At 63.2% G+C, this 25,970-nt stretch carries 11 protein-coding genes and 1 tRNA gene; 3 read left to right on the top strand and 9 right to left on the bottom strand.

All coding sequences use genetic code 11. From position 1 onward, the window contains the following. Positions 1–90: 90 nt before the first annotated feature. Together C4S68_RS01035 and C4S68_RS01030 are read right to left on the bottom strand one after the other, a co-directional pair. Positions 91–2,133, bottom strand: a complete 2,043-nt coding sequence (locus C4S68_RS01035) for an arginine--tRNA ligase (protein WP_103931181.1) — start codon at positions 2,131–2,133, stop codon at positions 91–93. 90 nt (positions 2,134–2,223) lie between these two features. After that, positions 2,224–3,342, bottom strand: a complete 1,119-nt coding sequence (locus tag C4S68_RS01030) for a lysylphosphatidylglycerol synthase transmembrane domain-containing protein (protein WP_103931180.1) — start codon at positions 3,340–3,342, stop codon at positions 2,224–2,226. A 68-nt stretch (positions 3,343–3,410) separates the two neighbouring features. Between C4S68_RS01030 and C4S68_RS01025 the strand changes: the two genes are divergently transcribed. Next, positions 3,411–5,039, top strand: coding sequence for a hypothetical protein (locus C4S68_RS01025; protein WP_103931179.1), 1,629 nt, complete (start codon positions 3,411–3,413; stop codon positions 5,037–5,039). Positions 5,040–5,133: 94 nt separating this feature from the next. Here C4S68_RS01025 and C4S68_RS01020 read toward each other — a convergent pair whose 3' ends face one another. The 6 genes from C4S68_RS01020 to C4S68_RS00995 form a co-directional block, all read right to left on the bottom strand. Next, the gene (locus C4S68_RS01020) at positions 5,134–7,260 is read right to left on the bottom strand and encodes a DUF3857 domain-containing protein (protein WP_103931178.1); all 2,127 of its coding nucleotides are present in this window, start codon (positions 7,258–7,260) and stop codon (positions 5,134–5,136) included. A 111-nt stretch (positions 7,261–7,371) separates the two neighbouring features. Further along, positions 7,372–9,327 (bottom strand): DUF3857 domain-containing transglutaminase family protein, encoded by a 1,956-nt coding sequence (locus tag C4S68_RS01015; protein WP_103931177.1) that lies wholly within the window; start codon positions 9,325–9,327, stop codon positions 7,372–7,374. Positions 9,328–9,673: 346 nt separating this feature from the next. Then, entirely contained in the window at positions 9,674–14,893 is a 5,220-nt protein-coding gene (locus tag C4S68_RS01010; protein WP_103931176.1) for a cellulose synthase subunit BcsC-related outer membrane protein, read from the bottom strand. A 186-nt stretch (positions 14,894–15,079) separates the two neighbouring features. Then, positions 15,080–16,231: a cellulose synthase complex periplasmic endoglucanase BcsZ gene (gene bcsZ / locus C4S68_RS01005; RefSeq protein ID WP_235011266.1), complete on the bottom strand. Its 1,152-nt coding sequence runs from the start codon at positions 16,229–16,231 to the stop codon at positions 15,080–15,082. Between the two features lie 153 nt (positions 16,232–16,384). Beyond that, positions 16,385–20,974, bottom strand: a complete 4,590-nt coding sequence (bcsA, locus tag C4S68_RS01000; RefSeq protein ID WP_103931174.1) for a UDP-forming cellulose synthase catalytic subunit — start codon at positions 20,972–20,974, stop codon at positions 16,385–16,387. Continuing rightward, a complete protein-coding gene (locus C4S68_RS00995) occupies positions 20,971–22,977 on the bottom strand; it encodes a cellulose synthase operon protein YhjQ/BcsQ (RefSeq protein WP_160114942.1) in 2,007 nt (668 codons plus the stop codon). The genes bcsA and C4S68_RS00995 overlap by 4 nt, the downstream gene beginning before the upstream one ends. A 433-nt stretch (positions 22,978–23,410) precedes the next feature. Here C4S68_RS00995 and C4S68_RS00990 point away from each other — a divergent pair. After that, positions 23,411–23,486: transfer RNA gene (locus tag C4S68_RS00990), tRNA-Lys, on the top strand. A gap of 156 nt (positions 23,487–23,642) precedes the next feature. Further along, a complete protein-coding gene (locus C4S68_RS00985) occupies positions 23,643–24,695 on the top strand; it encodes a YVTN family beta-propeller repeat protein (protein ID WP_103931172.1) in 1,053 nt (350 codons plus the stop codon). A gap of 9 nt (positions 24,696–24,704) precedes the next feature. Here C4S68_RS00985 and C4S68_RS00980 read toward each other — a convergent pair whose 3' ends face one another. Beyond that, positions 24,705–25,910, bottom strand: coding sequence for an ATP-grasp domain-containing protein (locus C4S68_RS00980; RefSeq protein WP_103931171.1), 1,206 nt, complete (start codon positions 25,908–25,910; stop codon positions 24,705–24,707). Between the last annotated feature and the right edge of the window lie 60 nt (positions 25,911–25,970).

Genomic DNA, 25,970 nt, shown 5'->3' with positions numbered 1-25,970 from the left:
AATCGGGCGAGCGCGAGAAGTATATCCTCCGCTTCACGACAGGAACAGCACTGTATTTCAATTTCCCGCGAACGGACTCCGACCGCCAGGCTACATCGCGCTGGGAACGCCGATCCCCAGCCAGCCCAGCACCCGCACCAGCTCGCGGCGAGCGACCGCCGCCGTCGCCAGCAGCAGCGTCTTGCGCGTCTCGTCCGTCTCCGTAAGGATGTGATGCCGGTGATAGAAGTTGTTGAACTGCTGCGCCAGCTGGAAGGCATAGCGCGCCAGGATTGCAGGCTCCGCCGCAGCAATCGCCTGCTCCAGCACCGTGGAGACGCGCGAGGCAGCAAGCCACATCTCCCACACACTGGTTCCCTCTTCGCTCGCGAGCAGCGCAGCATAGTCGCCCGACTGCACCGCGACCAGCGCCGCCTCGGCCTCCACGCCTGCCTTGCGGAAGATGTTCGCCGCGCGCACAGCAGCATACTGCGCATAAGGACCAGTCTCGCCATCGAAGCTCAACGCATCCTTGAAGTCGAAGGCGATCAGCGTCGTCCGCGTGAAGCGCAGCAGGAAGAACCGCAACGCCCCCACACCGATCGTCTTCGCGATCTCCGCACGCTCCGCGTCCTCAAGCTCAGGATGCCGCGCATCGACCTCGGTGCGAGCCGCTGCAATCATGCGGTCGATCAGGTCATCGGCCTTCACGCCGAAGCCCTTGCGTCCGCTCACCTCAATGAAGTTCTTCGCACGCTCTTCATCGGTCAGGGTGTAACCAAGCTCTTCTGCCGTGCGAGCCGTCAGCCCGACGAAGGCATAGTTCAGGTGCGTGTAGCGCTCGCTCTCGGCTTCATAGCCGAGCCCGCGCAGCGCCTCCTTCACCTGCGTCTGCGGATCGTCCTGGCGCGAGTCGATGACGTTGTAGATCGCATCCGCATGCCCGAAGCCCTTGCCGTCGGGCAGCTGCCCCGTAGGCTTGTCCGTCGAGGTCCAGCACATGTGGCTCGCGTACTGGTGGAACGGGGCGTAGAAGAAGTCCTTACCCAGCAGGCCAAACTTCCAGAGGTGATACGCAATGTCCTTGCCGACATACGTGACCGTGCCGCTGGAGCGCACCAGGATCTTGGCATCCTCATCAGGGCCATCACTCGGAGTCAGCTCACCATTCACCTCAGGCCCAGGGCCATCGCCCAGACCCGCAGGAGCCACACCAGCGCGCCGCATCACCCAGCAGCCCTTGTTCTTGCCTTCGCTCTCGAAGTACAGCACGCCCTTCGCAATCATCAGTTCGCGCGCTGTGTTCCAGAAGTCGAGATGCAGGATCTCGCTCTCGCGTGGCAGGAAGTCGTACTCGATGCCGAGCCGCTCCATCGTCTCGAGATGACGGCGCAGCACGCCCGTCGCGATGAGGTCCGCGATCGTCGCCGTATCGTTGTTGCCTTCCTCAATCTTGTGCAGCGTGTCGATGCGCAGCTTCTTGCGCTCGACCGCCAGCGCGGGGTCCGAGTCGTACCACTGCGACACACGCGCATAGAGATCCCAGCACGCGTAGTCCAGCCGCTGGTTGCTCTCGAAGAGCTCCTGCATCCACTCCTTCACGCGGTCAAGGTCCATGCCTTCGAGCGTCGTCACGCCAACGACGATGTCCGCAACCTGCACGCCGGTGTTGTCGATGTAGTTCTGTACACCAATCTCCCAACCCGGCTTGTACTCATCACGCTTCAACATGCGCGCGAAGCTGTCGCCGAGAATAGCGTTGCGAAGATGGCCTACGTGCGCAGCCTTGTTGGGATTAATGCTGGTGTGCTCGACCAGACGAAAGCCCGCGCCGCCCACTGCCGCGTGCTCGTCCGCGGCCATGCGCTTCACCACATCACCACGGTCGAGCTTGAGGTTCAGATAGCCTGCGCCAGCGACATCAACGCTGGCCACGCCTTCTATGCCGGCAAGCAACGGCGCAAGCTCCTGCGCAATCATGCGCGGCGCCTTCTTCAACCGCTTGGCGAGCTCAAAGGCGACAGGCAGAGCCATCTCGCCGAACTCGATCTTAGGCGGCAGCTCGACAACCAGCGTCGCCAGTTCCACACCGTAGCGCTCCACGAGGAGCGACTGAATCTTTGCCTGAATGGTCTGTTGCAGCTTGCGATACATACGTTCTCTCAGCAGCGGCGGCATGGCGAATGCCTTGAGCCAGGTCCGCTCTTCCCTTACTGTCTAATCTCTACTGTCTACTCACTGTCTTTAAGGCAGCGTTCCCGGCAGCTCTTCAATCTCTTCGAGCAGCGGCTTGCGTCGCGCCTGGTGCACGCGGTGTGCGAAGAACATGCCGCCGCCCACCGCAGTAATCGCCGCGAGAAGCCACAGATGTACGAGCGGCGCATACAGCGCGGCAGCAGCAGGAGACGCTCCGTGCCGCGTCATCGCATCCTTGCATGCCAGCTCGAACGGACCGATGCCGCCAGGAGAGCTTGGGATGAGGAACGACAGGTTCGCCTCCGCAGTCGCCTGCCATGGACCCACCGGATCGGACTGCAGGCCAATACTCTTCGCCATCGCCACATACATGAAGCACTCAAAGGCCCATGCGATGAAGCTGTACACCACCAGCATCAGCGAGCCGACGATGCCGATCTGCCGCATGCAGTCGATGGCCAGCAGCAGCCAGTGCTCGAGCTTCTTCAGCAGCTTATTCTGCGTTCCGGCAAAGATCTTCTCGAGCAGCGGCTCGATGGCCTGCGCGCCAAAGACCATCACCAGCAGCCCAACGGTGGAGATGATCATGCCCGTCTCAGCCACCGTCTTCATGTGGCCGGAGACACCGCCACCAAACTGCAGCGTGCCCACAAACAGCACAGCGAGGGAGAAGACATCGAGCAGCTTTTCCAGGATCACCGTACTCAACACCGTCGACGGAGTGGCGTTGACGTCGGACGCGTAGCTGAAGATCCGCATCACATCGCCGATGCGCAGCGGCAGCACATTGTTCGCTGCCAGCGACGTCATAAAGACGCGCGAGCACACGCTGAACTTTGCGCCGGTGCTCTTCAGCATCGCGTAGCTGCGATAGCAGCGCGTGCCATAGCCCAGCACGCTGAAGACGACCACACCCAGCAGCCATACCGGAGCCACGACATGCAGCTGATGGAAGGTCTCGGCGTCGAAGCCGCGCTTGCCATTGGGGCCGATGCGGATATACGTCCACCAGATGAACCCGGCGCTGATCAGCAGCCCGGGCAACATCTTGAACAGGTTCTGACGGTTCTCCCGCGTCAACGCACCCACCCCGGGGCGCTCGAACGCAGGGAGGCTATCTTCGGCGACCTGTAGGAGCGAATCTGCATGCGTACCAGCCTCGACCATTGTATCGTCCCCTCGCGCCACTGGCCCGGCACACGCAACAGCTGTCTCCGACGGGTAAAGTGTTGTAGATGGCAGTCCTGCTCGCCGCAACGCCCGCGCTTCAGCCACGCTCGAGGAACTCCCGGCCGCCGCAGCAGGCTCGCTGGTCGGCCACGCGGTGGTCCCTGCTCATCACAGCTTTGACGTTGCTCTCCTTCGGCGTCGCCGGTTGGCATCCTTACGCGGAAGACGGCGGAATGTACCTGACGCGAGTGCTGTTGCGGCTCAATCCGACGCTGTATCCGCGATGCCTGCCGTTCATCGTCGAACCCCTGCGCACATCGTTGTTCGAACCGCTGCTCGCCGGCATGGTGCACCTGCACATCGCGTTGCCGTGGGCAATGATTCTGCTGCAACTTGCCGCGTTGGCACTCACCCTCACGGCGGCTCTCGCGCTGATGCGGCGAATCACCGAAGACCTGCAGGCACAGCTCGCTGGGATCGCTCTCCTCGCTGCGTGGACGACGGTACCGGTCGCCGGCACGTCGCTGCTGCTGTTCGACCCTTACCTGACAGCGCGAACCTTGTGCGCCCCGTTCACGCTCTTTGCCGCAGCCTTTGCGATGGACTCCTGGGGCCCCAGCCGCGTGCACAGCCGCAGGCCCCCTCGGGGCGGCACGCGCTCGGCCATAGCCTGCGCCGCATCGCTGTTACTGGGCTTCGCGTTCCACCCCTTGATGGCGACCTACGGCACGGGCCTCGTCGTGATGCTGCGTCTCGCGCGAACTCACCGAGCTACGCTTTGGATGGCAGTCGCTTCATGCGCCGCATTGCTGATCGCCGCCGCAATGCAGTTGGCTTCAGCTCCGAGCTCAGCTGCGGTGCTGGCCGCCGACACCAGTCGCTACTACTGGTTCCTGTCCCGATGGCAATGGTTCGAGCTGCTGGGAATCATCGGCCCGGCGATCATCCTTTTGGCTTTCGCCACTCAGCGACTTGCGAACTTCAAACCGGGAACAAGACTCCTCGCACGCGCGGCGCTTGGTCTCCTGGCGAGCGGAGTGCTCGTCGCATTGTGCTGCGGCCAGGAGCACTTCGCGGCACATCCTATTGCTCGCCTGCAGCCGCTCCGCGTGCTGTGGAGCGTATACGCTTTGCTGCCGCTCCTGCTGGGCGCGAGCCTCGCAAGCCGGGCCAGGGTGCTTGCGTCAAAGCAACGCTCTCAGACCGTCCGAAGCGCGCTCCGTTTCATGCCCACAGGAGTGATTGCAACGACGGCACTGATCTTCCTTCTGGCACAGTGCGGAAGCTTTCCAGCCTCACCGCACATCGAGCTACCGGGACGCACGAACAGCAATCCGTGGGTTCAGGCCTTCGTCTGGTCGCGCGACCACACCGCAAACACAGCCCTCTTCGCGCTCGACGCACGCTACGTGAATCGCGACGGAGAGGATGCGCAGAACTTCCGCGCGATCAGCCTGCGCAGCTCCCTGCCCGACTTCTCGAAGGATGGCGGCGAGGCAGCGATTCGCGCATCACTGGCTGACTCGTGGCTGCCCGCAGCCGAGGCCCAGCGCGATCTCATCGCTCTGACTCCCGCTGAACGCGAAGCCCGGCTGCGCCCCTTCGCTCCCGACTGGCTCATCCTCGCAAGCACTGCAAAAACAACTTCACCGTGCCCCTATGACAACGGCACGGTGAAGGTCTGCCGCATGTGAGAGATCGCGCCTCCCCGTTCATAACGCGCCACCGCCCAAATACCGGAGGACAGTCGGCCGCGCACCATTCAGTGCATCGCCGACCGAAAAAATGTTACTTCGTCTTGTCCTCCGGAGTTACAGGAATGCTGGTGACGGTGGTCGCCAGCCCCGGCTTCAGGACGACACTCTCCTGGTCCTTCGTTTCGAACTGCGTGTAGAACGCGCGCAGCTTGGTATAGTCAGCCGGGCTCACCAGAATGCTGTTGAGCGCCATGTCGCGCCGCGTGGTGAACTGTGCAGGAGAGTACGTGACACTCAGGCTGTAGCCCCCTTCCTGCGGCAGGCTGTACTTCGCGGCGTCCGGTACAGCCTCCGGTGTAAGCGTCTTCGGCAGATTGATGCGCAGGGCATCGCGGGTCATCGCAGCGTAGTGAAAATACACCGGTGCATCGCGCTTTTCGTGCGGAAACGTCGCAGAGCCACCCGCCGTAAACAAGTCCACGGGAAGCACCATGCGCTTGCCGGTCATTGTGCCCAGAGTACCGGTCGTCGTGAACTTCACCACCAGCGGCTTCTCGTAGTCATCGAGTGAATTCAGGCTCTCGACCTTGACTTCGATCGTTCTTGGCAGCATCTCCTGCAAGCTTTCCTCGAGTTGCTTCCGCACGCTCTCGTTATCGCCTCGAAGAGCAGCCTGCCGCCAACGCACGCCGGGAGCCCCCGTATACGTCATGTCGATTGAGCCCGTCACCTTGCCGCTTTCGTCCATCGTCAGGTTTGCAATCCGCTGCGTTACGTTTGCCGGATACGCATCGCCAGGCGTGGTGCCCCAGTCCGTTCCGCCATCGGTCTGGCGTAACACGGTGGGAAGAAAGGTATGCTCCCATGCGAGGCGTCCATACGGCTGGTAACGCGAGCCCGGATCGAAGAACTGTTCTTTGCCGTCGACCTTTACGATCGCAATCAGGTCATCGAACTGCGAAGTGCTCAACCACCCCTTGGTCACGAGTTCGATCGAACGATCCGGAACCCACACACCATAGGCCGACAGACCGGCGGCCCGCGCCATGCCGATAAAAAGCTCGGTGAGTTGCCATGGCGAGCCACGCTTATGCGCCAGCACATCGGCAGCATTGTTCGTCTTGCCGCTTCCGTTCGCCTTGTCCTCGCGCTCATCGCGCTCGCGGGTAAACGCCGTGTTCTCCAGCGACATCACCGTCGCATAGATGCGGTGGAGCTTCTCGTCGTCGGTAGTGGCGCCCGCGACGATCTTCTCCGTGGCGCTGCGCAGATCCCCATTCGGACCGGCGAAGCTGTTTACACCCTTGGACCAGTGCTTGGCTGTGTCCTTCCAGAAGTCATCTGCAGAGTGGTACTGCGTGAAGCTGAACAGCAGGCGGAGTGAGTAATACCTCGTGGGAGGCATGAATTCCTCCTTCGGCAGAGGAGGCACATCGGCGACGGACAGCTCATACAGTCTCTGTCCGGTGGCGAGCTGATGCTGCTCAAAGTGGTCCTCTTTCCGCAGGATGGGAAACCAGGCGATTGAGTTGACCAGGGCACCCGTCTCACCATCTTGAAGTTCCCGCGTCGTCGGGTACCAGACGTAGTGCGCCTTCTTCAAAAAGAGGTCCCCTTGCAGGAGCCAGGAAGGCGCTTCATAGATGTTGTCATTGATCCGCGTCGCATAGCGGTACTCAACGATGCTTCCCACCTCCACATCCGGCAGCGTAAAGACCTTCTCCTGCACCTTGTATTTCTTTCCACTCTCGAGCGTCTTCAGGTACGGCTTCCCCGTGAACGGGATGATCGTGCCGTCAGCGTGGATCGTCCGGCCCTGGATACTGTCAGCTGTCTTGTCGTCTCCGCTCGAGTCGTAGCCAGAATCATGAGTGCTGACGTAAGCCAGTTCCACATTCGCGTACTTCTTGCCCTCTTCCGTGAGGATCTTGATGCGCTCATAGTGCAGTACCGAGTGGAGGTCGTCCTTGGTGATCTCCTCACGGAAAAGAACGACGGCTGCGGCGTTCGGGTAGCCGTCGAGTGCCTTCATGGCCAGCTCTTCCTTCGTGGGAGGTGTGAACGCATCGGCTAATGCCGAGGGGACAATGCCTCCAAACATCGTTCCGACAAGCAGCACACATCCTGCCCACGAGAGGTGGGCCTTTCCGTGGTGCGTTCCGCTCATACTTCCCTGATTGCTGGTGCCCTCATTCCATGGTGCGTGGGTGGAAATCATTACTACTCCTTCTCTGCTGGACGGCTCTCGTCGTTTGGTCTCAACTTCCCACCTCCGCTTCCAGACATGTTGCTCCGGCTGAGTGATGCGGGTTGCGAAAATACTGTCGCTCTAATGCGCGCGCTTCAACACGGCGCGGCTGTCCTCGTCCGACGCAATCACGCTGGCGAGCTTCTGGACCTCACCATACTTCTCCGCCGGAACTTCGACCTGCCGGACCGTGTAGGTGCGCGTGTAGTGCAACACGCGACCGTTGAGCACGGTCTTGCTCTCGTAGCTCGCAAAGCCGAAGTCCTGCTGGATCGGATCGGGCAGCTCATCCACCGCGTAGCCTTCCGGCAACTCGATGTCGAAGCTGTCCGTGGCCTGCATGGCTGTCCCCATGTCGATGGGAACGGTGCGGGCCTTACGATCCGCGTTCGGCGCGTAGTCGCCGAAGACCCTGGGCCGCACCATCAGGAGCGGCCCGGTGGCCGTCGCGAAGTGTGCTGCGGTCAGTTGGAAGCTGGTGGTCAGGTCCTTGTCCAACGCGTCGACGTTCTCGAACTTCAGGTCCGTGAGCGATGCCGCCGCGAGGTCGTGTGACACCGTGCGATCCATGTACTGCTGCTGCTTGTGGCCGTCGCTGCTCGCCAGCTCGCGACGGCGCGTTGAGGCAATATCCCCGAAGCGACGATCGACCACCTGCCCCTTCAACGTCCCATCCGTGGCAAGCGCGAAGGTGGCCGTTCGCCGGATCGTGTTGAAGTTCGGATCGACCACAGGAATCTGCACCAGCTCGCTGGCCTTGCCCTCAACGATCAGACCGTAGCTGCCCTGCAGGTTGTCCTCAATCTGCCCAAACGGAGTGTCTGACCAGGTCGGATCGAAGATCAGGTAGCGCTTGCCGGCCTTCGTCGTGACGAGGCTATGCAGCTTCGGCGACTGATACCCTGCAGGCACCTCGATCGCCGCGATGGCATGGTTGCCCCAGCGCGATGGATTTTCCGGATTGACCGTGCCGCGCTGCGAGTCCACGAGAACGATGTCGCTGTGCAGACCCACGCTCGAAAGCATGGCCCCAAGCAGCGTCGCCTTGTCCTTGCAGTCGCCGTAACGGCCCTTGTAGATATCGGAAGCAAAGTGAGGCTGGTCGCCGCCAATACCCATCTCAATCACGAAGTAGCGAATCTGTTTCTGCACAAACTCGCCGAGCACCTCTGCCTGGTCGTAGAAGTCGGTCTTCCCCGCGACGAGAGCCTGCGCCTTTGCGGTGATGTCCGCGTTGGGCTGCATGCGATCCCGCGACAGGCCCTCATACCAGAGGCCGACACCCTGCCACGTACCATCCTGCGGCTGCGCCAGTCCCGGCCCGGAGTAGTGCACGGTCATGCGGCCCGAGAGGGACGCCGCCGACGGAGACAACGGAACATCTTCGAGATCGATACCTGCAACATTCGTCATCCCCCAGCGATAGCCCTTGCCTTCAAGGTCCGCCGCGTCCAGCTTCGCGTGGTTGGCCCACGTGGTGTTGTAGCTATAACCAGCCGGCAGGATCAGCGTGAACTGCTGGTTCAAGCGCGGAAGCTCATCCTGGAACACCCAGTTGGCTTCGGCCACATACGGGTGCTCGCGCTCCTCATACTCATACGCGATGATGCCTCCCGGATCGCGGCCCGGGGGATCTGCGACCTTCATCTTGGCATCGTCGTAGAGCTCACCACCCTCACCAGGATGGCCAATCTCGATGATCTCGCTGTCCTTCAGCGAGTACTCGTGACCGGCTGCATCGATGCTCCAGACATGCATCGAGAGGACCTTCGAGTCCTTGTCGAAGTACACGATCGGATAGCCGTACTCACGCCCTTGCGGCCGCAGGATCTTTACCACGCGGCGCACATGCTCGACGGCCTGCCCGTTCGAGCCCACGGTGTAGGTGGTGTCCTCCATCAGGACGACGGCTTTGGTGGACTTGGGATACGTCGGCAGCGTCTGCTTCGCGGCCTGCCGCACCCAATCCGGCATCGGTGGCGCCGCACCGAAGATGCCGCCCGCCATCGCCCGTGGCGAACCCGCGGACAACACCATCGCCAGTCCACACAGGAGACCCGCGGCTGTTTGCTTCCCTGTTCGATTCCCGACCGTCGCTTGACGGCAATTCTGCTCTGTACGGGCCCGGTTCATCTCGGGAGTTCTCCTCGCGCTGCAGCCATGTCGACGTGCCGATTTCAACTCCCCCAGGAGCTCTCGACAGCGTTCCTATCACTGAGGTGTTGAATGACTTATACCGGTGGGTTTGCTCCTTGACAAGACACAGTTTCGGGAATCGTCCCGAACGTTTCAGGAAGATGACCTCCGAGGCGCAAACAGAACAAAGCCCACCTGCCGGAAAGGCGGGTGGGCTGCGAAGAAGCCTCCGAGATGGGTACGTCTGCTATGGAACTCGCAGCGGACGAAGACCTTCAACCGGGAAGAGTCCGGTCGGACCCTGCGGCGTCTCGTACTGCGGACGGAAGAGGTACTTCACGAAGAAGCCTCCCTGCACCGTGTTGTAGTTGTTCGTGTTGTTGGCGCTGATGAAGCCGCCCACAAACCAGTGGTCTGTCACGTGGTATGACAGCTCCGAATCCACCGAGAAGTTCATGCCCGTGTTCGCGTTGTTCGGCTGGTAGCCGCAGTTGCGGTTGATCACCGCCACCGTGCTGCCGGTGTAGTTCACGCAGGCTGTGATCGCTGAAGCCTGGAGCGCGGGATCCAGCGGGAAGTACGAAGCGCTGGTCTCCTGGAAGCTCTGCACACCCACACTCGCGTTGATCACGTAGTGCAGGTTCTGCTGGTAGTGGCCCCGGAAGCTGACCGGGACCCCGGCGAGGAAGTACGCGTTCGGCGAGAAGTATCCGCCCAGGCCGTAGGTCTCAGCCCGCTCGTTGTGCCGGAAGTGCATGCCGTAGAACAGGCCGCCGATATTCAGCGAGCCATACTCCGGCCAGTCCTTCACCCGGAAGTAGGCGCCGAAGGTGCCATCGACCTTGGTGTTGTCGAGCACGTGATACCCGGTGAGGTATCCGCCTTCGAAGACGCCGTAGATGCCCGCCTTCTCGTTGCCGGAGTCGATGCGCACGCCGCCGCCGGTCTGCACCACACCACCCCAAACATTGCCGGGATAGATGGTCGAAACCGAGGCCGGATCACGCAGGCCAGCATAGGAGAGCTGCGTCTCCTGGACGGCATCGCGGCCACCGAAGAAGGTAAAGTGCCCATTCGCGGGACGCCACTTGCCGCGGCCGATCACGTTGGTCACCAGGAACTGGAACGGCGTTACGCCGACGGCTGCGGCGAAGGTATTCGTCGCAACCTGCACCTCGCCACCGACACCCGACGCGAACTGCTGCTGCGGATTGTTTGTCGCGCTGCCATACAGGGAGCCCAGCAGCGGAACGTACGGCGTCAGCGTTCCGCCCTGTGTGTCCAGCTGTCCGGAGTTCAGGAAGACCGGGGTGCCCACGAAGGTGAAGCGAACCGCGTTGTCCAGCGTGAACGAGTACTCGAACGGGGCCGTCAGCGCAGCGAGGCGATCGATGCCCGGCGTACCGCTGCGATAGCGGCCGATCACGCTGCCACCGACCCAGGGGCTGTAGCTGCCTTCGATGCTCGCAAGGTCAAGCTCCGTCTGCTGGCGCGGAGTGAGCGGCGCCGTCGGGTCGATGCGGGGATCGTAGTAGCCACGCAGCGGCGGTACCTGCTGCATCTGTAGCTGGTAGTCGCTCGGCGGCTGGCCAAGATTGACAGCGGTCCCTGCCGCCTGGGGCAGCGGGGAGCCCGAGAGCTGCGGATTCGCTCCCGGATAGACCATCGCAGGCTGAGGCGCGGGAGGTTGAGCGGCCGGAGCACTCGGCTGCGGTGCAGCCTCTGCGGCACGGGCCGTGCCCCTGCGAACGCGGCGATGCGACGTGGCTCCAGTACCCGTCGTCCCAGTGCTCGTGGCCGAAGGCAGGCTGCCGGTGCCCTTCGTGCGTGGCTGCGGATACTGCTGCTGCAGACCGCTGCCGGTGCCGTAGGGATCAGCACTCTGCGTGGGCAGTCCCTGCGAACCCTGCCCCGGAGCATACTGCGCTCCCGTGACCTTCGCCGCGGGTGCCTGCTCGGCGGGGACGTCATAGGTGTCGGAAGGCGGCCGGCTGACGCCCGTCATCGCAGCGTTGCCGGTGGACTGATTCGCCTTGATCGCAGCGGCGCGGCGGGCAGCGGCATCCATGTCGCCATCTACGGGCTGCTGTGCCGGCTGCGGAACCTGCGCGTTCGCTCCCGTGTTGGCCGAGGAGCCAGCCGAGCTCTGCTGCGACTGCGGCGCAGCCTTGCGCCGGGCCACCGGTGCATAGTTCACGATCGGCGTGCCGTCGGCAGTCGTAGCCTGTTGCGGAGCCACATAACGCGCCGACACGATCTGGGCATCGCCCACATGGCTGTTGCCGAGGAAAACAACGCGCGGCGCAGCGTCGTGGCGGGTGTCGCTCGCGAGCGCCAATGCTTCTTCGCCACCAACGATAAACCGTATACCTCCTGCTACCGCGGGGTCCGTCACCCGCGACTGCGGCGGCAGGTAGTCCTTCAGCCGCGGCTGCGTCGAGCTCTGGTTCGGTGCATACGCGGGAGACGTCGCAGGCATGCTCGAGCCCGGAAGAGTGCCCGGAGCATAGTCCCCGGGGATACTGTTCTTGAGCTGCACCGGAGCGTTGCTGGAGCCGTTGTAGCTGGGCAGGTAGGGCTGCGGACGGGCACCCCCCGGAGCCGCATCTGGCTGGCCAAGCAACGTCGCGAGATCCGCAGGCTGCCCATCCTTGACCGGGTGCGTCATCGCCGGCATTGGCTGATGCAGCTCGCCAGCCAGCTCCATTCCCGGATCGCCCTGCGGCATAAGCTTCAGCGCGGCACGGTAGTACTCGGCGGCACGGTTGGCATCGCCACGCTGCGATTCAAACTTGCCCGCCAGGTTCAGCATCTGCGGGTCGCGGGGATACTGCTCCAGACCGAAGCGAAGCCAGACCTCAGCATCCTTAAGATCGTTCGCCGAAAGCGCTGCACCGGCAGCTGCCTTGTAGTCATCGGCGCTCGCGGTGGTCAGATCCTGCGCCCGGAAGATGATGACCGCTTCCTTCGGCATGCCCGCAGCCGCATAGCCCGTCGCGAGCGCTCGCGTGACAGCGGTATTCCCCGGAAACGCACGGGCGGTAGCGTTCAGGATCGCAATGGCGCGGCGATAATCTCCACGCTCCGAGGCAGAGTTCGCGCGGCGCACGGCCCACTGGGTCCAGATGGTCTGCACGGCCATCCGCTGCTCGTCGCTGAGATCCTTGCGGCCGCCAAGCCCCATCAACTGCAGGTACAACCCGCGGTCATCGCCGGAGTTGTACTCAATCCATGCCGTCTGGATCGCTATGCTCGGCGGAGGCGGCATGTGTGAGGTCGCGTAGTGCTCCTCGGCACGATCCAGGAACGCCTGCGCGGTCTGCGGCTGGCCTACACCCGCATACACACCTGCGACGATCTCGAGGTAGATCGGATCGAGCTCCAGCTGCGCACGCGTCGCCGCTGGAATCTGCTGCAGCTCGGCGATCGCGTCATTGTCGCGCTTCGTCTCGTGCAATGCGCTGAGCAGGCCCTTCCACGCATCGGTGCTCTCGGGATTCGCCTCGATCATCGCCTGGTAGAGCGGGAACGCGCGCGCCGCATCCCCATGCTTCAGGTACAGGCCGGCGAGTTGAACCTCGGCCGGAACAAATAGCTTCTTCGTCTCCAGCTGCTGCTTGGCGAGGAACTTCTCCAGCAACGCCTGCGCCAGGTCATCATGCCCCTGCGCCTCGAAGACCGCCGAGACGGTCGTGACGAAACCCGGCTCCTGCAGAGCTGCCGAGTAGTTTGCCGCCGGCATCGTCTGGATGGCCTGGAAGGCATCGGCATCGCTGCCCTGCCCATGCAGGGTCTCGACGAGACCTTCCCATGCAGTCGTGTTGGTCGAGTCACCCGCAAGTACCTGCCGATAGAGGCCGGCGGCCTGCTCGCTGTGTCCCGCCGCAGCCAGCAAAGACGCGTACTGCATCTCCACATCGGCCTTGAGGCCGCGGGCGCCCGCCGGGAACGGAAGATCCAGCGCAGACTTCAGCACGCGCTGCGCATCGGCATCGCGGCCCATCGCCATGTAGACCGATGCCAGCGTGCGGAGGTAGTCCGGATCGTGCATCAGCTCCGGACGCAGCTTGGCAGGAACATGCTGGTCGGTGGCTAGCGCGTCGTTGTACCGCCCCGCGCCATACTGCGCCATCATCAGCCCGCGCCACGCCGCGCGATCGCCCGGCGCTGCCTTCAGGAACTGGGTATAGACCGGGAGCGCTGCCTGCGGCTGCTGCCCCTTCAGCAACGTTCCGCCCAGGCCCTCGAGCGCGGTCGGATCGTTGGGACGCATGTTCAGCGCGGACTGGAACTGCGCCTGAGCCGTCTTGAGGTCGTTCTGATTCAGCGCCGCCGTAGCGGTCTGCATCGTGTAGTAGAAGCGCGAATCGCTCAGCGCCTTCTCCACGGAAGGATCCTTCAGTCCGCCCTGCTGCGCCTGCTCCAGGTAGCTGATCGCTCCACCGAAGTTCGACTGCTGCATGCGCACGTAGCCCATGCCAGCGAGAGCCTGGCGGTTCTGCGGATTCGCGGCGAGCAGCGCCTTGAACCGATCCTCCGCTTCGGAGGTACGGTGCCCGTTCAGCGAAGCGTACGCCGCCTTCTCTTCCGCATTCCGGGTAACGACGGCCTGCTGCGCAGCCTTCTCTTCCGGAGTCTGCGGCCTGGCCGGAACTCCACCGCCGGAAGCCTTGCGCTGGGCCTTCTGCTGCTCCAGCGCGGTCTGCAACTGCTGGTCCGGATGATGCGTGAGATAGGCGCGAATGTCCGGCGCCGTCGAGGGATTCTGCGAGTCCCAGATCAGCGACTGGCGCAGCGCTTCCTGTGCGTCAGGGTCGTTCGGATGCTTTGCCAGTAGCTTGCGGCCTTCCGGACGCGTGCGCGGGTTGTAGGTCAGAATCTTGCCGAGCGCGATCTGGTAGCGCGAGTCCTGGGGATACTTGTCCACCAGCGCGCGAAGACCCGCAATCGCATGCGGACGGCCTTCCTCGGTCGCAGCTTCGGTCTGGTAGTACGCCAGCGCGGGATCGCCCGCTGGCGGGTTGCTGCCGTACACCTGGCGAAGGATCGTCATCGCCTGCGCGTACTGCCCTGCCTGCGCCAGTCGGCCCGCTTCGCCAAGCTCGGAGTTTGTGCTTCCGGCAGAGCCGACGTTCGCGAGACGCTGCAGGTTCGGATCATTGGGATTGATCGCGCGGATCTGGGCTTCGTACTTCGCCGCGTCTTCGTTCTTCCCTTCAAGCTTCGCGGCCCGCGCCATGCCGGCGAGCGCTTCCGTATTGTTGGGATCGACGTACAGGACCTGCTGCCAAAGCTGCTTGGCCATGTCCATACGGCCGCGCACCTCAAGGGTATGCGCCCGTCCCAACAGCTGTACGGTCGCAGTCTGGTCAACCTCTGCCACCGCGGGATACGCGTATGACGGCAGCGCCAGAGCGCACCACAGAAGCCCAAACGCCGGAACTCGAATCGGCCAGGTTGTTTTCATCGCCTCATTCGCCCGCCGCAGATCGAAACACGCGACTCAAAGATGCATTGTCCCGAACTACAGGTTTCTCGAAGATTACGCTCTTTCCCCGCGAATAGTCCGGTTTTTTTCGGGTTTTCGGGGTAACAACCCCAGCTTACCCCGGGTTTCTCGGGAGTGCCGCCCATCTTTTCCACACACGTGCTGCTATTTCCACTTCACGGATAACCTGCCGTCCTCGTTGAACCGGAACCGATGTTCGCTCCAGCCCGTCGCGAAGAGCGAGAGATTCTGGTCGTAATACCATCCTTCGCGACCGTAAAGCCCTGACTTCAAATCTTTTGTCGCTGCAAGACGATCGTTCTGCTGATCTTCCAGCGCCTTCAATCCCATCGCATGCAGATACGGTACGACAGCCGCGCTGAATCCGGGGGGAGAATCGGGCTGCGTGGAATGCCCTGCCTCGTCCACGGAAAGCGGAGGAACGGGGTGAGTCTGAAGCCACAGCGCCATCCCCGGAACAGCCGCGAGCGACTGGCGGACTCCTGGCGTCCTGGGGTCGGCCATGCCCAGCCAGAGGTAGACGCGGATCGCGTCGTAACTTCCGCGAGCGGGCGCTCCGGGCTGGTTCTTCTGCGACGCGTCCTCGTCAGCCTCAGGCGTCGCGCTGGGATGAGCCCCGTCCAGCCCCACCTTCATCCAGTCCATCGCAAACCCACCGGGCGACGCAACGACCTTGGGCAGGCTGTCCAGCACCCGCCTCCATGCCGAGCCCGGTTCGCGATGGGCAAAGTACACCAGCAGCTCGGGCGGAAGATAACTGGGGTTGAGGAACCACGTATTGGCGTCGGGGTGGAAGCCCTGCGCTCCCGGAATCATCGTCGTGCCAACGCCCGGCACCAGCACCACCTCCTGCTGCGCGATGCGATCGGCCATCAGCTTGCCGAGCTTCGCGTAGCGGTCGACGTTCCAGAGCCGCCCCGCCTCGCAGAGCGAGTAGGCCATCCAAAGGTCAGCGTCCGCCGCAGGATTGGGATCCAGCACACGCCAGCTGCCATCGGGAGCTTTGCCCCAGCTCCATGCAGGCAGACGCAGCGTCAGGTCACCCTGCGCCATGTTGTTCTCGGTCCAGTCGACCAGCTTGTCAAAGCGCGGCTGATCGTTGGCGACCAGCGCGAAGAACATCGCGTAGGCCTCGCCTTCGGTGGTGGTGCGGTCCTGGGCATTGTGGTCGATCACACGCCCCTGCTGGTCCAGAAACTTCGTCGCGTAGGCATCCCACAGCGGCCACACTGGCTGCGCATGACATCCACTCAGGCTCAGCAGCATCACGCACGCACAACCCTGAGCAAGTCGCACAGCACACCACGCCGCTCTCACACGCAAGAAAGAAGCGGCTGCGGGCAATACCCGGTCTGTCTTTCCCGAGCCAGTTGCCAGCAGCCGCCGCATTGTTTTCCTCACCGTCTCCGTCCCGATCGTGGGTTAGATACCCGGTAATAGAGAAATGCTCTAGTCCATCACCTGCAGCCGGCGGCGAGCGATACGACGCAGCGTAGCGCGCAGCAGAGCTGCCATGAGGAACGCGACCAGGGCAAGTACCACCACGATCAGCCACGGATACTGGCGGACGGTCATCACGATCCAGGTCCACCACGAGAGCGCGCCCACGTGATAGCTGGAGCTGCCCAGCTGATAGCTCGTGAAGCTCTGACCATCGAGGACGCTGACCGACTTCTGGATATCCGAGGACTGCGAGGTCTTCAGGAAGGTGTCCACGAAGTTCGACACAACCGACTTGTCCTTGAGCGCGACCACCACCACCGAGCGACCGCCCGAGAACGGGCTCTCGATGCCTTCGATCATCGCGTCAGGCAGGCCGCCCGACGTGACCAGCTTGCCCGAGTCCACGCGGTCCGAGCTGCGCACCTTCCACCAGGCAAAGTTGCCCGAGTCGAAGAAGCCGCCCGTGTCCTGGATCTTGAGGCTGCCCGAGTTGATGGCAACCGGAAGCTTGTCGTTGAGCTTGCCAATGGCAGGCTGGTCGTCCACGGTGCCGAGCACCAGGAAGTCCTTATCGCCCTTCATGCCTTCAGCGTTGGTCACGGTGACGTTCAGCACCGGGTAACCGGTCTGCGCGCCAAAGTGGCCCATGAACATCAGGTAAAGCTCGAGCTCTTCGACCGACGGAGCATCAGGCAGAACCACGGCGGTATCGGAGAGATCCGCGCGGCGCGTGAACGGATAGCCTGCGTTCGAGAAGACCTCGAGGTTCGGCAGCTGGATCCAGTGCGGGATGCCGGTGATGTCGAGGTACGAGGTCCGCAGGATGGAGCCCTGCAGGTTCATCGGCGCGGTGTCTTCGCACTTGCCCTTCTTCGCGATCTGGAAGATGAACTTCATCATCATCGTGTTCGAGAAGGGGCGCATGTCGACGACAGGCACGGGAATAGTCGTCGACAGGTCGTGCGAGGCATCCGTGGTGTGCGGCAAAGGCGTGGAGCTTACGTACGCCCCGTTCTGATAGACCTGCAGCGAGCTCTCGCTCGCGAGAGGAATGCCGTTGTAGCGGTAGTCCAGGTGATACGCGAGGTTCGCGGTCTCGCCGTAGTAGAGATCAGGCGGCGTGCGCGAGTAAACCGCGACCGGCACCGTCCCATCACCCTGCAGGTCGCCCTGCTGCGCGATCTCGCCAAGGTTGGTTACGTGCGAGGTGCTCAGCCAGCGCGGTGCATCGTCAGGCTGGCGCTGCTCCGGCTTCTTGGCGATAGAAACACCCTGCGAAGCGCCCGCGAGCGTCTTCGACTGCAACACCAGCGACTGCGCCGCGGTGAGAAGATCGTCCGCGTTCGCACCCGAAAGAATCAGCACCTTGGAGTACGGATCGTTCGGGTTGGTCTTCATCGTGATCGTTGGCCCGGAAGAACCGGCGACCGCAAGCTCAGGAGGAAGCGTGGAGGCATCTTCACTGATGACGATGGCGTTGCCTTGCGGGATCGTACCGAAGCTGACCGGGAAGCGCACGCTCTGGTAGTTCGTCAGCATGCCGAACCACGACGCGACCACGCCGGCGGCCTGCATGGCCTTGGCTGAGGGCTGCGTGAGAAACACCACCGGAACCGTCGGATGGAGGTTCACGCTCTTGTCGTAGAAAGGCAGCGGCAGCGACTTGAGGTCGTTGTCAAGCGGGAGCAGACTGCCAGCGAGCTCGATCGTCGTGGAAGGCGCGATCTCAGCCCATAGCGTCGAGTGCGAAGGGTCTTCGCACTGCGTGGTGTAGTGGCCCACGAACTCGAAGGTGAGCTCGTTGTCATGAACCATCAGCTCGGCCGGCATGGTGATCGTCGCCGTCATCACCTGGCTGTAGCCCGCGTTGACGACCTGACCGGTCTCGTTGTTCTTCAGCTTCTGATCGGGCGTGCTGTCGTTCGCTTCAGTGCCCATGACGACCGGCTGCGTCGTCACCGGGATCGTCGCGAACTGCGTACCGTTCAGCCCCACCTTCAGGTGCGAGATGCTGGGCAGCAGGCCGGGCGAGAACTGGAAGACCAGCTTCATCGTCGCCGTCTTGACGAGTTCCGTATGCGGCACCGAGAAGTAGACCGAGTGATAGCTGTCCACGCCACGCATCACGATCGACGCCGGCACGCCGGTATCGCCCAGCGAAAACTTGTTGTCGAAGGTGCCGGGAGGCACCGCGTGCGCCTGGGAGACAACCACTCCGCCAACAGAAGGCAATGTGACCGTCAGAGGCTGGCCGTTGGCGCCCACCTGCGGCTTCGCGCGGCTCACGGTCTGTGCGCCCGCATGATGCGTGGTGAGGAGCATGCCGAGCAGTGCCAGCAGCACAGCGATCACCGGGGCGATGCTGGTTGCCACTTTGCCGCGGGACTGGCCGTTACGACCACCCGCGACGCCACGAAGAGTTCCTGTCAAACCGCGAACCGAGAGCTGCATGATCCTCCACATACTGAGCAGGGGGCGATCGGCTTCGCGGGCTTCGCCCCAGCCGAGCCAAGTGTCCGCTCTCGAATACAGAACCATCGTGAGAGCTTCTTCTTCCTGCGTCGTCAGCGGGTCAAAGTGCGCCCGAAGAGTCTTGTTGTCCACGCCCACCACCGTGGCGGGCAGGCTCGCATCGCCATCCAGCACCGGGAAGACGATGGATACTTTGTCCCCGGCACGCAACGCGAGTCGCGCATCGGCATTGATCATCACGCCGCCCGAAGAGATATCCGCGGTCACACCGTTGATCAACGCGCCATCCGGAAGGATGACTCCCGCAGGGACAGCCGCCGTCACGCGCACCGTCTGGCGGCGTTGCTGCTGCTCCCACGCGACGGCCGTACCGACGCTGAGAATCATCATGTTGAAGAACGTCCACAGCACGTTCATCAGGACGGTTCCAGCGTGGTCGCCGTCATACATCGAGGCAGGAATGTTCAGGATCGCGCTGATCGGCCAGGGCAGCCCATCGCCGAGGTGCGGGAACGCAAAGTAGCGGGGTATCGCGCACAGCAGGCCGATGAAGTTGAGCAAGAGCAGCACGATGTACGGCTGCGCGATGCGCGCGTCGAAGTAGCTCTTGCTGACCACACCGCCCTTGGCCGTGACGTTGAACGCACCCGCCCTCGGATTCAGCAGCGCAAGCAGCGTCGGAATGAAGATGTACGGCGCCAGCACGGTCTCGTAGATCTCGTTCCAGAACGAGTGGCGATGCTGGCCCTGGATCCGTGAGTTCGTAAGGAAGCTCAGGATCAGGTGCGGGAAGGCATACGCAAGAATCGCGGCCCAGAAGCCCGGGACGTTGGTGTGCCCCAGGATCAGGTAGATCAGCGGAGCCGTGAGGAAGATGAGCCGCGGCAGCGCGTAGAGGAAGTGCGTCATCGCGTTGAAGTAGCACAGGCGCTGCGCAGGGGAGAGTCCCGGAGCCAGCAGCGGGTTCTCGATGCGAAGGATCTGCACCATGCCGCGCGCCCAGCGGATGCGCTGCTTCACGTGGCCGCTGAGCCGCTCGGTCGCGAGACCTGCAGCCTGCGGGATGTTGATGTACGCCGTGTTCCAGCCACGAATCTGCATACGCAGCGACGTGTGCGCGTCCTCCGTCACGGTCTCGACGGCGATGCCGTTGATCTCATCCAGCGCCTCGCGGCGAAGCACCGCGCAGGAGCCGCAGAAGAACGAAGCGTTCCAGAAGTCGTTGCCATCCTGCACCACGCCGTAGAACAGCTCGCCTTCGTTCGGAATGGTGCGGAACTGGCCGAGGTTGCGCTCAAACGGATCCGGCGAATAGAAGTGATGCGGCGTCTGCAGCATCCCCAGCTTCGGGTCGCGCATGAACCAGCCCATCGTCAGTTGCAGGAAGCTGCGCGTGGGGACGTGGTCGGAATCGAAGATCGCGACGAACCGAGCATCCAGCCGCGCCAGCGCACGGTTGATGTTGCCCGCCTTCGCATACTGGTTATCGTCGCGCGTCATGTAGCCGATGCCGGCCTCTTCGGCGAAGGCGCGGAACTCCTCGCGCTTGCCGTCGTCGAGGATGTAGACATTCAGCTTGTCCGCAGGCCAGTCGATGTTCATCGCCGCCAGAGCGGTGAACTTCACGACGCTCAGAGGCTCGTTGTAGGTCGGGATCAGCAGGTCGACCTCGGGCCAGGTATCCGTATCCTCGGGCAACGGCACGGGGGTGCGGCGCAGCGGCCACAGCGTCTGGAAGTAGCCGAGGAACAGGATGGCAAAGGCATAAGCTTCAGCCGCAACCAGCAGGAAGATGAAGAAGACGTCCAGCGCCGTGTAATTCGCGCCGGGAGCCTGGAAGAACCGGAAGACCTGCTCGATACGCCAGAAGCCATAGCGGAAGGTCGAAAAACAGCTGAGCAGGATCAGCGTCAGCGTGACCAGGTAGGAAGTCGACGCGCGATCGATCCAGATGGCGATGAGGACGATGAGCAGACCCAGCCAGAGCTGCTGTGGCCACGTAAGATCCAGCACGCCGGCCAGCAGCATAAACGTGATGCCGCCCACCAGGATCAGCACGCGCATCAACCGGACCAGGAAATTATCGCTGGACTCGAATTCCCTCCACAGCGGGCTTCTCGTCATTGCTCACTCCAACGGGCGTTCTTGCGCCCTGCGATCGCTGGCATCGACTGCGTGCGCAGCCACGATGCGAGATTCATGTAGTCGCCCGCCACAGGCTGGTCGGGGGCATAATCCATCACGGTCATGCCCTCGGCAAGTGCCTCAGACACCGCCGGTGCGCGGCGGATGACGAACGGCAGAAGCCGGTCGCCAAGCTGACGGCGCATCACCTCGCGAACATCGAGATGCAGCGGCACGCTGGCATCGAACTCATTGAGCACGTAGAAAGGCTGAGCGGGCTTGCCCTCTTCGTCCAGAACGCCGGCGAAGAACTTCTCCAGCGGGCCCAGGCTAATCACGGAGTTCATATCCGGCGCCACCGGCACCAGCGTGATCGAATTCAGTTTCGCCATGCGGCGCGCCACCCAGGCCGCACTCAGCGGCACATCGAGGAGGATGCGCTGCATGCCCCCACCCGTGCGGGTCAACTCTTTCACCAGCCATTCCTGCGACTCGGCACTCGCGTCACGCTGCGAGACGTCGTAGCTCACCAGCGCGATCGCGGCATCCGAAGCACCGGCGGGAGGAGAGAACGTCCGCACCACTCCGGGCCGCAGCTCGCTGGCGCCAAAGTAGAACGGCAGCAGGCCATGCGAGGTCGTATCCGTCAGCAGGACGCGCTCGCCCATCGAAGACAAGGTGCGGCCAAGCGTAGCCACGAGGCTGGTCTTGCCTACGCCGCCTGCCATCGAAAACACCGTCAACATCGGCACGCGGCGAACGGCATTCGGCGCTTCCGATGGAGCTTCCACGCCGCTCTGATCGAACACACCCTTCAGCGCGTACCACCGAGCAGCCACCCGCTCACGCGAGTGCTGCAAGGTATCTTCCACCGGAGATCCCGGCGCTGGAGATGCTGCCACAGGCGTCGGCGTCGCGGGGGCGGCCGGGGCCGGAGGCGCGGCACGCTTCAGTGCTGCATCGCGCTGGGCATCCGACTGCGAGATCCACTCCGGGATCGCAGGCTCCGGCTTGTAAGCCGGCATAATCCCACTGGCAACGTCCGGAGCAAAGCCACGCGGACGGCGACCACGCTCAGCCTCTTCGGCACGCGCGCGCTCACGCATCTGCAGGTACGGGTCGGTTACGGCCGGACGCTCCACGGTGTCGCCTTCATAGTAGTAACGGGCCGGCCCCTTGGGCTGATCGGCTGCCTTCTCCACGGCTGCGGCGCCAAGTGCCGCCAGTTCGGCACTCTGAGCCAGAGGAGCGGTCGTGAAGAACTCGCGGTCGCGTTCGGGAACAGGATGGGCAGGATCGGGCTGAGGCACGATCAGCCGCGCGTCCCGCGTCTGCGGGTAGCGGCTCGGCAGCATGTCGTCGCCCGCCGGAGGCACAGGATAGATGCGGCCCGACACCTGCTGCAGCGTCGTGTCCACGTATGGATCCGTGATGTCACCGCCGACGCCTGAGGTCGGCTGCGGCCCGGTGAGTGAGCGCAGGCGCGCTTCGTTCTCGTAATAGTGTGCAGACTGACGAGCTGCGGAGGCACGAGCCTCGGCCATCTCCCGAGCTTCGCGACGCGCGGCAGCCTCGGCAGCAGCCACGGCCTCGGCCCGGCGTGCGGCTTCAAGACGTTCCGCCGCAGCCTGCCGGTTGAGCTCGTCGGCGTGGCGCTGCGCCCGCTGGCGCGCGGCCTCCTCAAGCTCCGCCTGGCGCGCGCTTTGGTACGCCACGGCCTTCTGAGCTTCCGTCTGATGGAAACGAGCAGCCTCTTCAGCCTCCCGCGCAGCACGCTCGGACTCCGTGGCGGCGCGCTCTGCGGCTACCTTGGCTTCCAGTTCAGTGTCCCGCTGGGCCTGGGCCTGGCGATGACGAAGCTGTGCGCGATACTCCCGCCGCGATGCCGAGAAGTCCCGGTACTTTGCTCCCTGAAGATTGGCCCAGGAGTACAGAACTGCTACATCATCCGGTGTTTCCACCACATCGTGCTGGTCGTTCGACTCCGGTTTCGACCTCTCCATCGCCGCCCCTTCAAAAACCGTGATAAACCCGTCAATTGCCGATAGCATCCGGCTGAACCTGGCCCTACCGGTCTTTCATGTTATCCGGAGGCTACGTGCGGGGGATCAGTCGAGTCAATGCAACGTAAGTAATACAAAGCCGAAACCTTGGTCTTTCGAAAGTTTACGAAAACACTGATTCGGCGCGGGGTTTCGCCACCCTCACCCCTCACCGCATGGTAACCACTTTCAGGGTACCCAACGTCTCCCACTGTTGGGCCATAGCCGCAATTTGCAGACCTCCTGAAGACCCACCGGAGACACACTCCGCCGCCCCCTTGCCCATCGCTTCCACAACAATCCGCAAAGCCCGGTATTGCTGCAATTTGGGTGCATCCCCCCAGCCCTGCCCCACATTTGCGAGGCCCCCGATGTGCTACCTTAGGCAAGGAGCGAGCGGGTAGCTCAGTTGGTAGAGCATCGCCCTTTTAAGGCGCTGGTCCTGGGTTCGAGCCCCAGCCCGCTCACCATTTTTGCGCATCCCCGAGTGGTAACCGCTGCACGCCCCCCGCCGGTCACCGGGAACTGGTTTCCGGATCTCAACGGCCATCTCTCCGCCCCGAAAATCCATCGCCCCTTCTGGACTGACGGCCTCTTTTCCCGTCTCCAGCCTTCGTGGAGCCTTCATGCGCCTTGGTTTTGTCGTCTCTGCAGCCCTTTCCGTCGCCTCACTGCTTCCCATCTGCCCTTCGGCGGCCGGTCAGGCGTCCTCCGGCACCCTGCTGGCGATCTCCAAGAAGGACCACATGGTCTCGATTGTGGACGGAACGACCTTTGCAATCCGGGGCAAGGTCGCCACGGGAGAGGATCCGCACGAGGTAACCGCCTCTCCGGACGGGCGCAAAGCCTGGATCTCCAACTACGGCTTCGGCCAGTACCACAGCCTCCGCCAGATCGACATCCCTACAGCCAAGGTGGACAAAGTCATCGACCTCGGCGCGCTCACCGGCCCCCACGGACTCGACTTCCAGGGCGGCGAGGTCTGGTTCACCGCGGAAGCCGCCAAGGCCTTCGGGCGCTACGACCCGGCCACCGGCAAGATCGACTTTATCCTCGGTACCGGCCAGGACCGCACCCACATGATCTACGTCTGGCCGAACGGCGAGCATATCGCCACCACCAACGTGAACGCTGCCACCGTCAGCCTCATCGACCTGAAGCACGTCCGCGTCCCGGCGCCGGCAGCTCCCGGTGCACCCGGCTCCGGCCCCACCATGGTCGACCGCAGTGACTGGGAGCAGACCGTCATCCCCGTCGGCAAGGGCGACGAAGGCTTCGACGTCTCCCCCGACGGCAGGCAGCTCTGGACCGCCGACGCGCAGGACGGCACCGTCTCCGTCATCGACCTCGCCACGAAGAAGAACATCGCCACGCTGCCCCTCGACGTCGCCGGAGCCAACCGCCTGAAGTTCACCCCCGACGGCCGCTTCGCCATCATCAGCCTGCTGCGCGGCAGCACCATCGTCATCGTGGATACGAAGACGCACCTGCGTGTGAAGACCATCGAGATGGGTGGCGGGTCTGCCGGCGTCGTCATCGACGCTGCCGGCAACCGCGCCTTCATCGCCTGCGGCGGCGGCAACTACGTCGGTGTGCTCGACCTGAAGACCTTCACCATCGTCAAGAAGATCGACGTTGGCGGCGATCCCGACGGCATGGTCTGGATCCCTGGCCGATAGGACAGTCTCTTACGCCGGAACCTTGTCCGGCGCATCCATGCGCGCGTAGAAGTCATGCACGAAGCGGCTGCTGTAGTCCTCCAGCAAGGTTCGCACACGCTCTGAATCCGTGGATCGCACGATGAGACCGGCGTGGTGGAACTTCTCCATCCGCTGCACGATCTCCGCAGCATCGTAGGCGCTGAGGTCAGGCCGCTCCTGCTTCGCGAGGCAGATGACGCTGCCCGCGTACTCCTCATGCAGCGGCGGCAGCTTGTACTCCTCGCCCCGCAGGTTCGCCACCTCGAGCCGCGCCCACTCGACCCATGGATTCACGCCGCTGGCCTGCTCCGCTACGTCGGCGATGAACGCTCCACCCACACGCGCAGCGCTCTCCAGGAAGTAGAACCTGCCGTCGGCGTACGCCCGGATGAACTCCGAATGCGTGACGCCGTCCGTCATGCCCAGCGCCTTCAGCGTGGCCGCGTGAATCTCCAGCAGTCCCCTGGCCTCTTCGCTGTCGCGCTCCAGCGTGCGAGTGCTGAAGACACCGCCGTGATGCATCAGCTCAAATGGTGGCCGGCCGTACTTGTGGGGAAGTGCGAACTTCAGCTCGCCTCTCCAGGTCACACCCTCAACGTGATAGATCTCGCCGGGAACAAAGTGCTCCATCAGGTTGTTCGTGGCATCATCGTGCAGTCCTTCGAGCACCGGCCAGACATCCTCGGCCCGCTCCATCTTCTTGATGCCGATCGCCGAGGCACTCCACCGCGGCTTCAGCAGCCACGGCGCAGGCACACGCTGCATCCAGCGCCACAGAGCATCATGGTTCGCAACCGAGCAGAACTCCGGTACATTCACCCCACCAGCCCGCGCCGCCTCACGCATCGCCAGCTTGTCACGAAAGTTGCGTGTGCGCGTCTGCCCCATACCCGGGAAGCGCAGATGCTCCCGTGCCAGGGCTGCAGCCTCGAGATCGAACTCGTCCAGCGCCACAATCCGGGCGTACGCCTTGTGCTTCATCAGGCGTGCGATGAAGCGCATCGCATCCTCGGCGCTGAGGTTCTCGTGCATCGTGTGGAAGCCTGCAAGGATCTCGCGCGGCCAGTCCGCATGCGCAAGCTTGTCCACGGTGAGCAGGTCCACGGGAACACCCTGCCGCGCGACCTCACGCAGAAATGGCTGACCCTTCTCGTAGGTGCTGATGCAAAGAATGCCGGGCTGCTGCTCAGACATAAACTTCTCCTTCGCCAGAAGCGGATGGATCAAGCACCAGCAGTGAGTCGGCGACAGTTT

Origin of the sequence: Bryocella elongata (assembly GCF_900108185.1) — a bacterium.
GTDB lineage: Bacteria > Acidobacteriota > Terriglobia > Terriglobales > Acidobacteriaceae > Granulicella > Granulicella elongata.
This window is presented reverse-complemented; position numbering and strand designations above follow the sequence as displayed.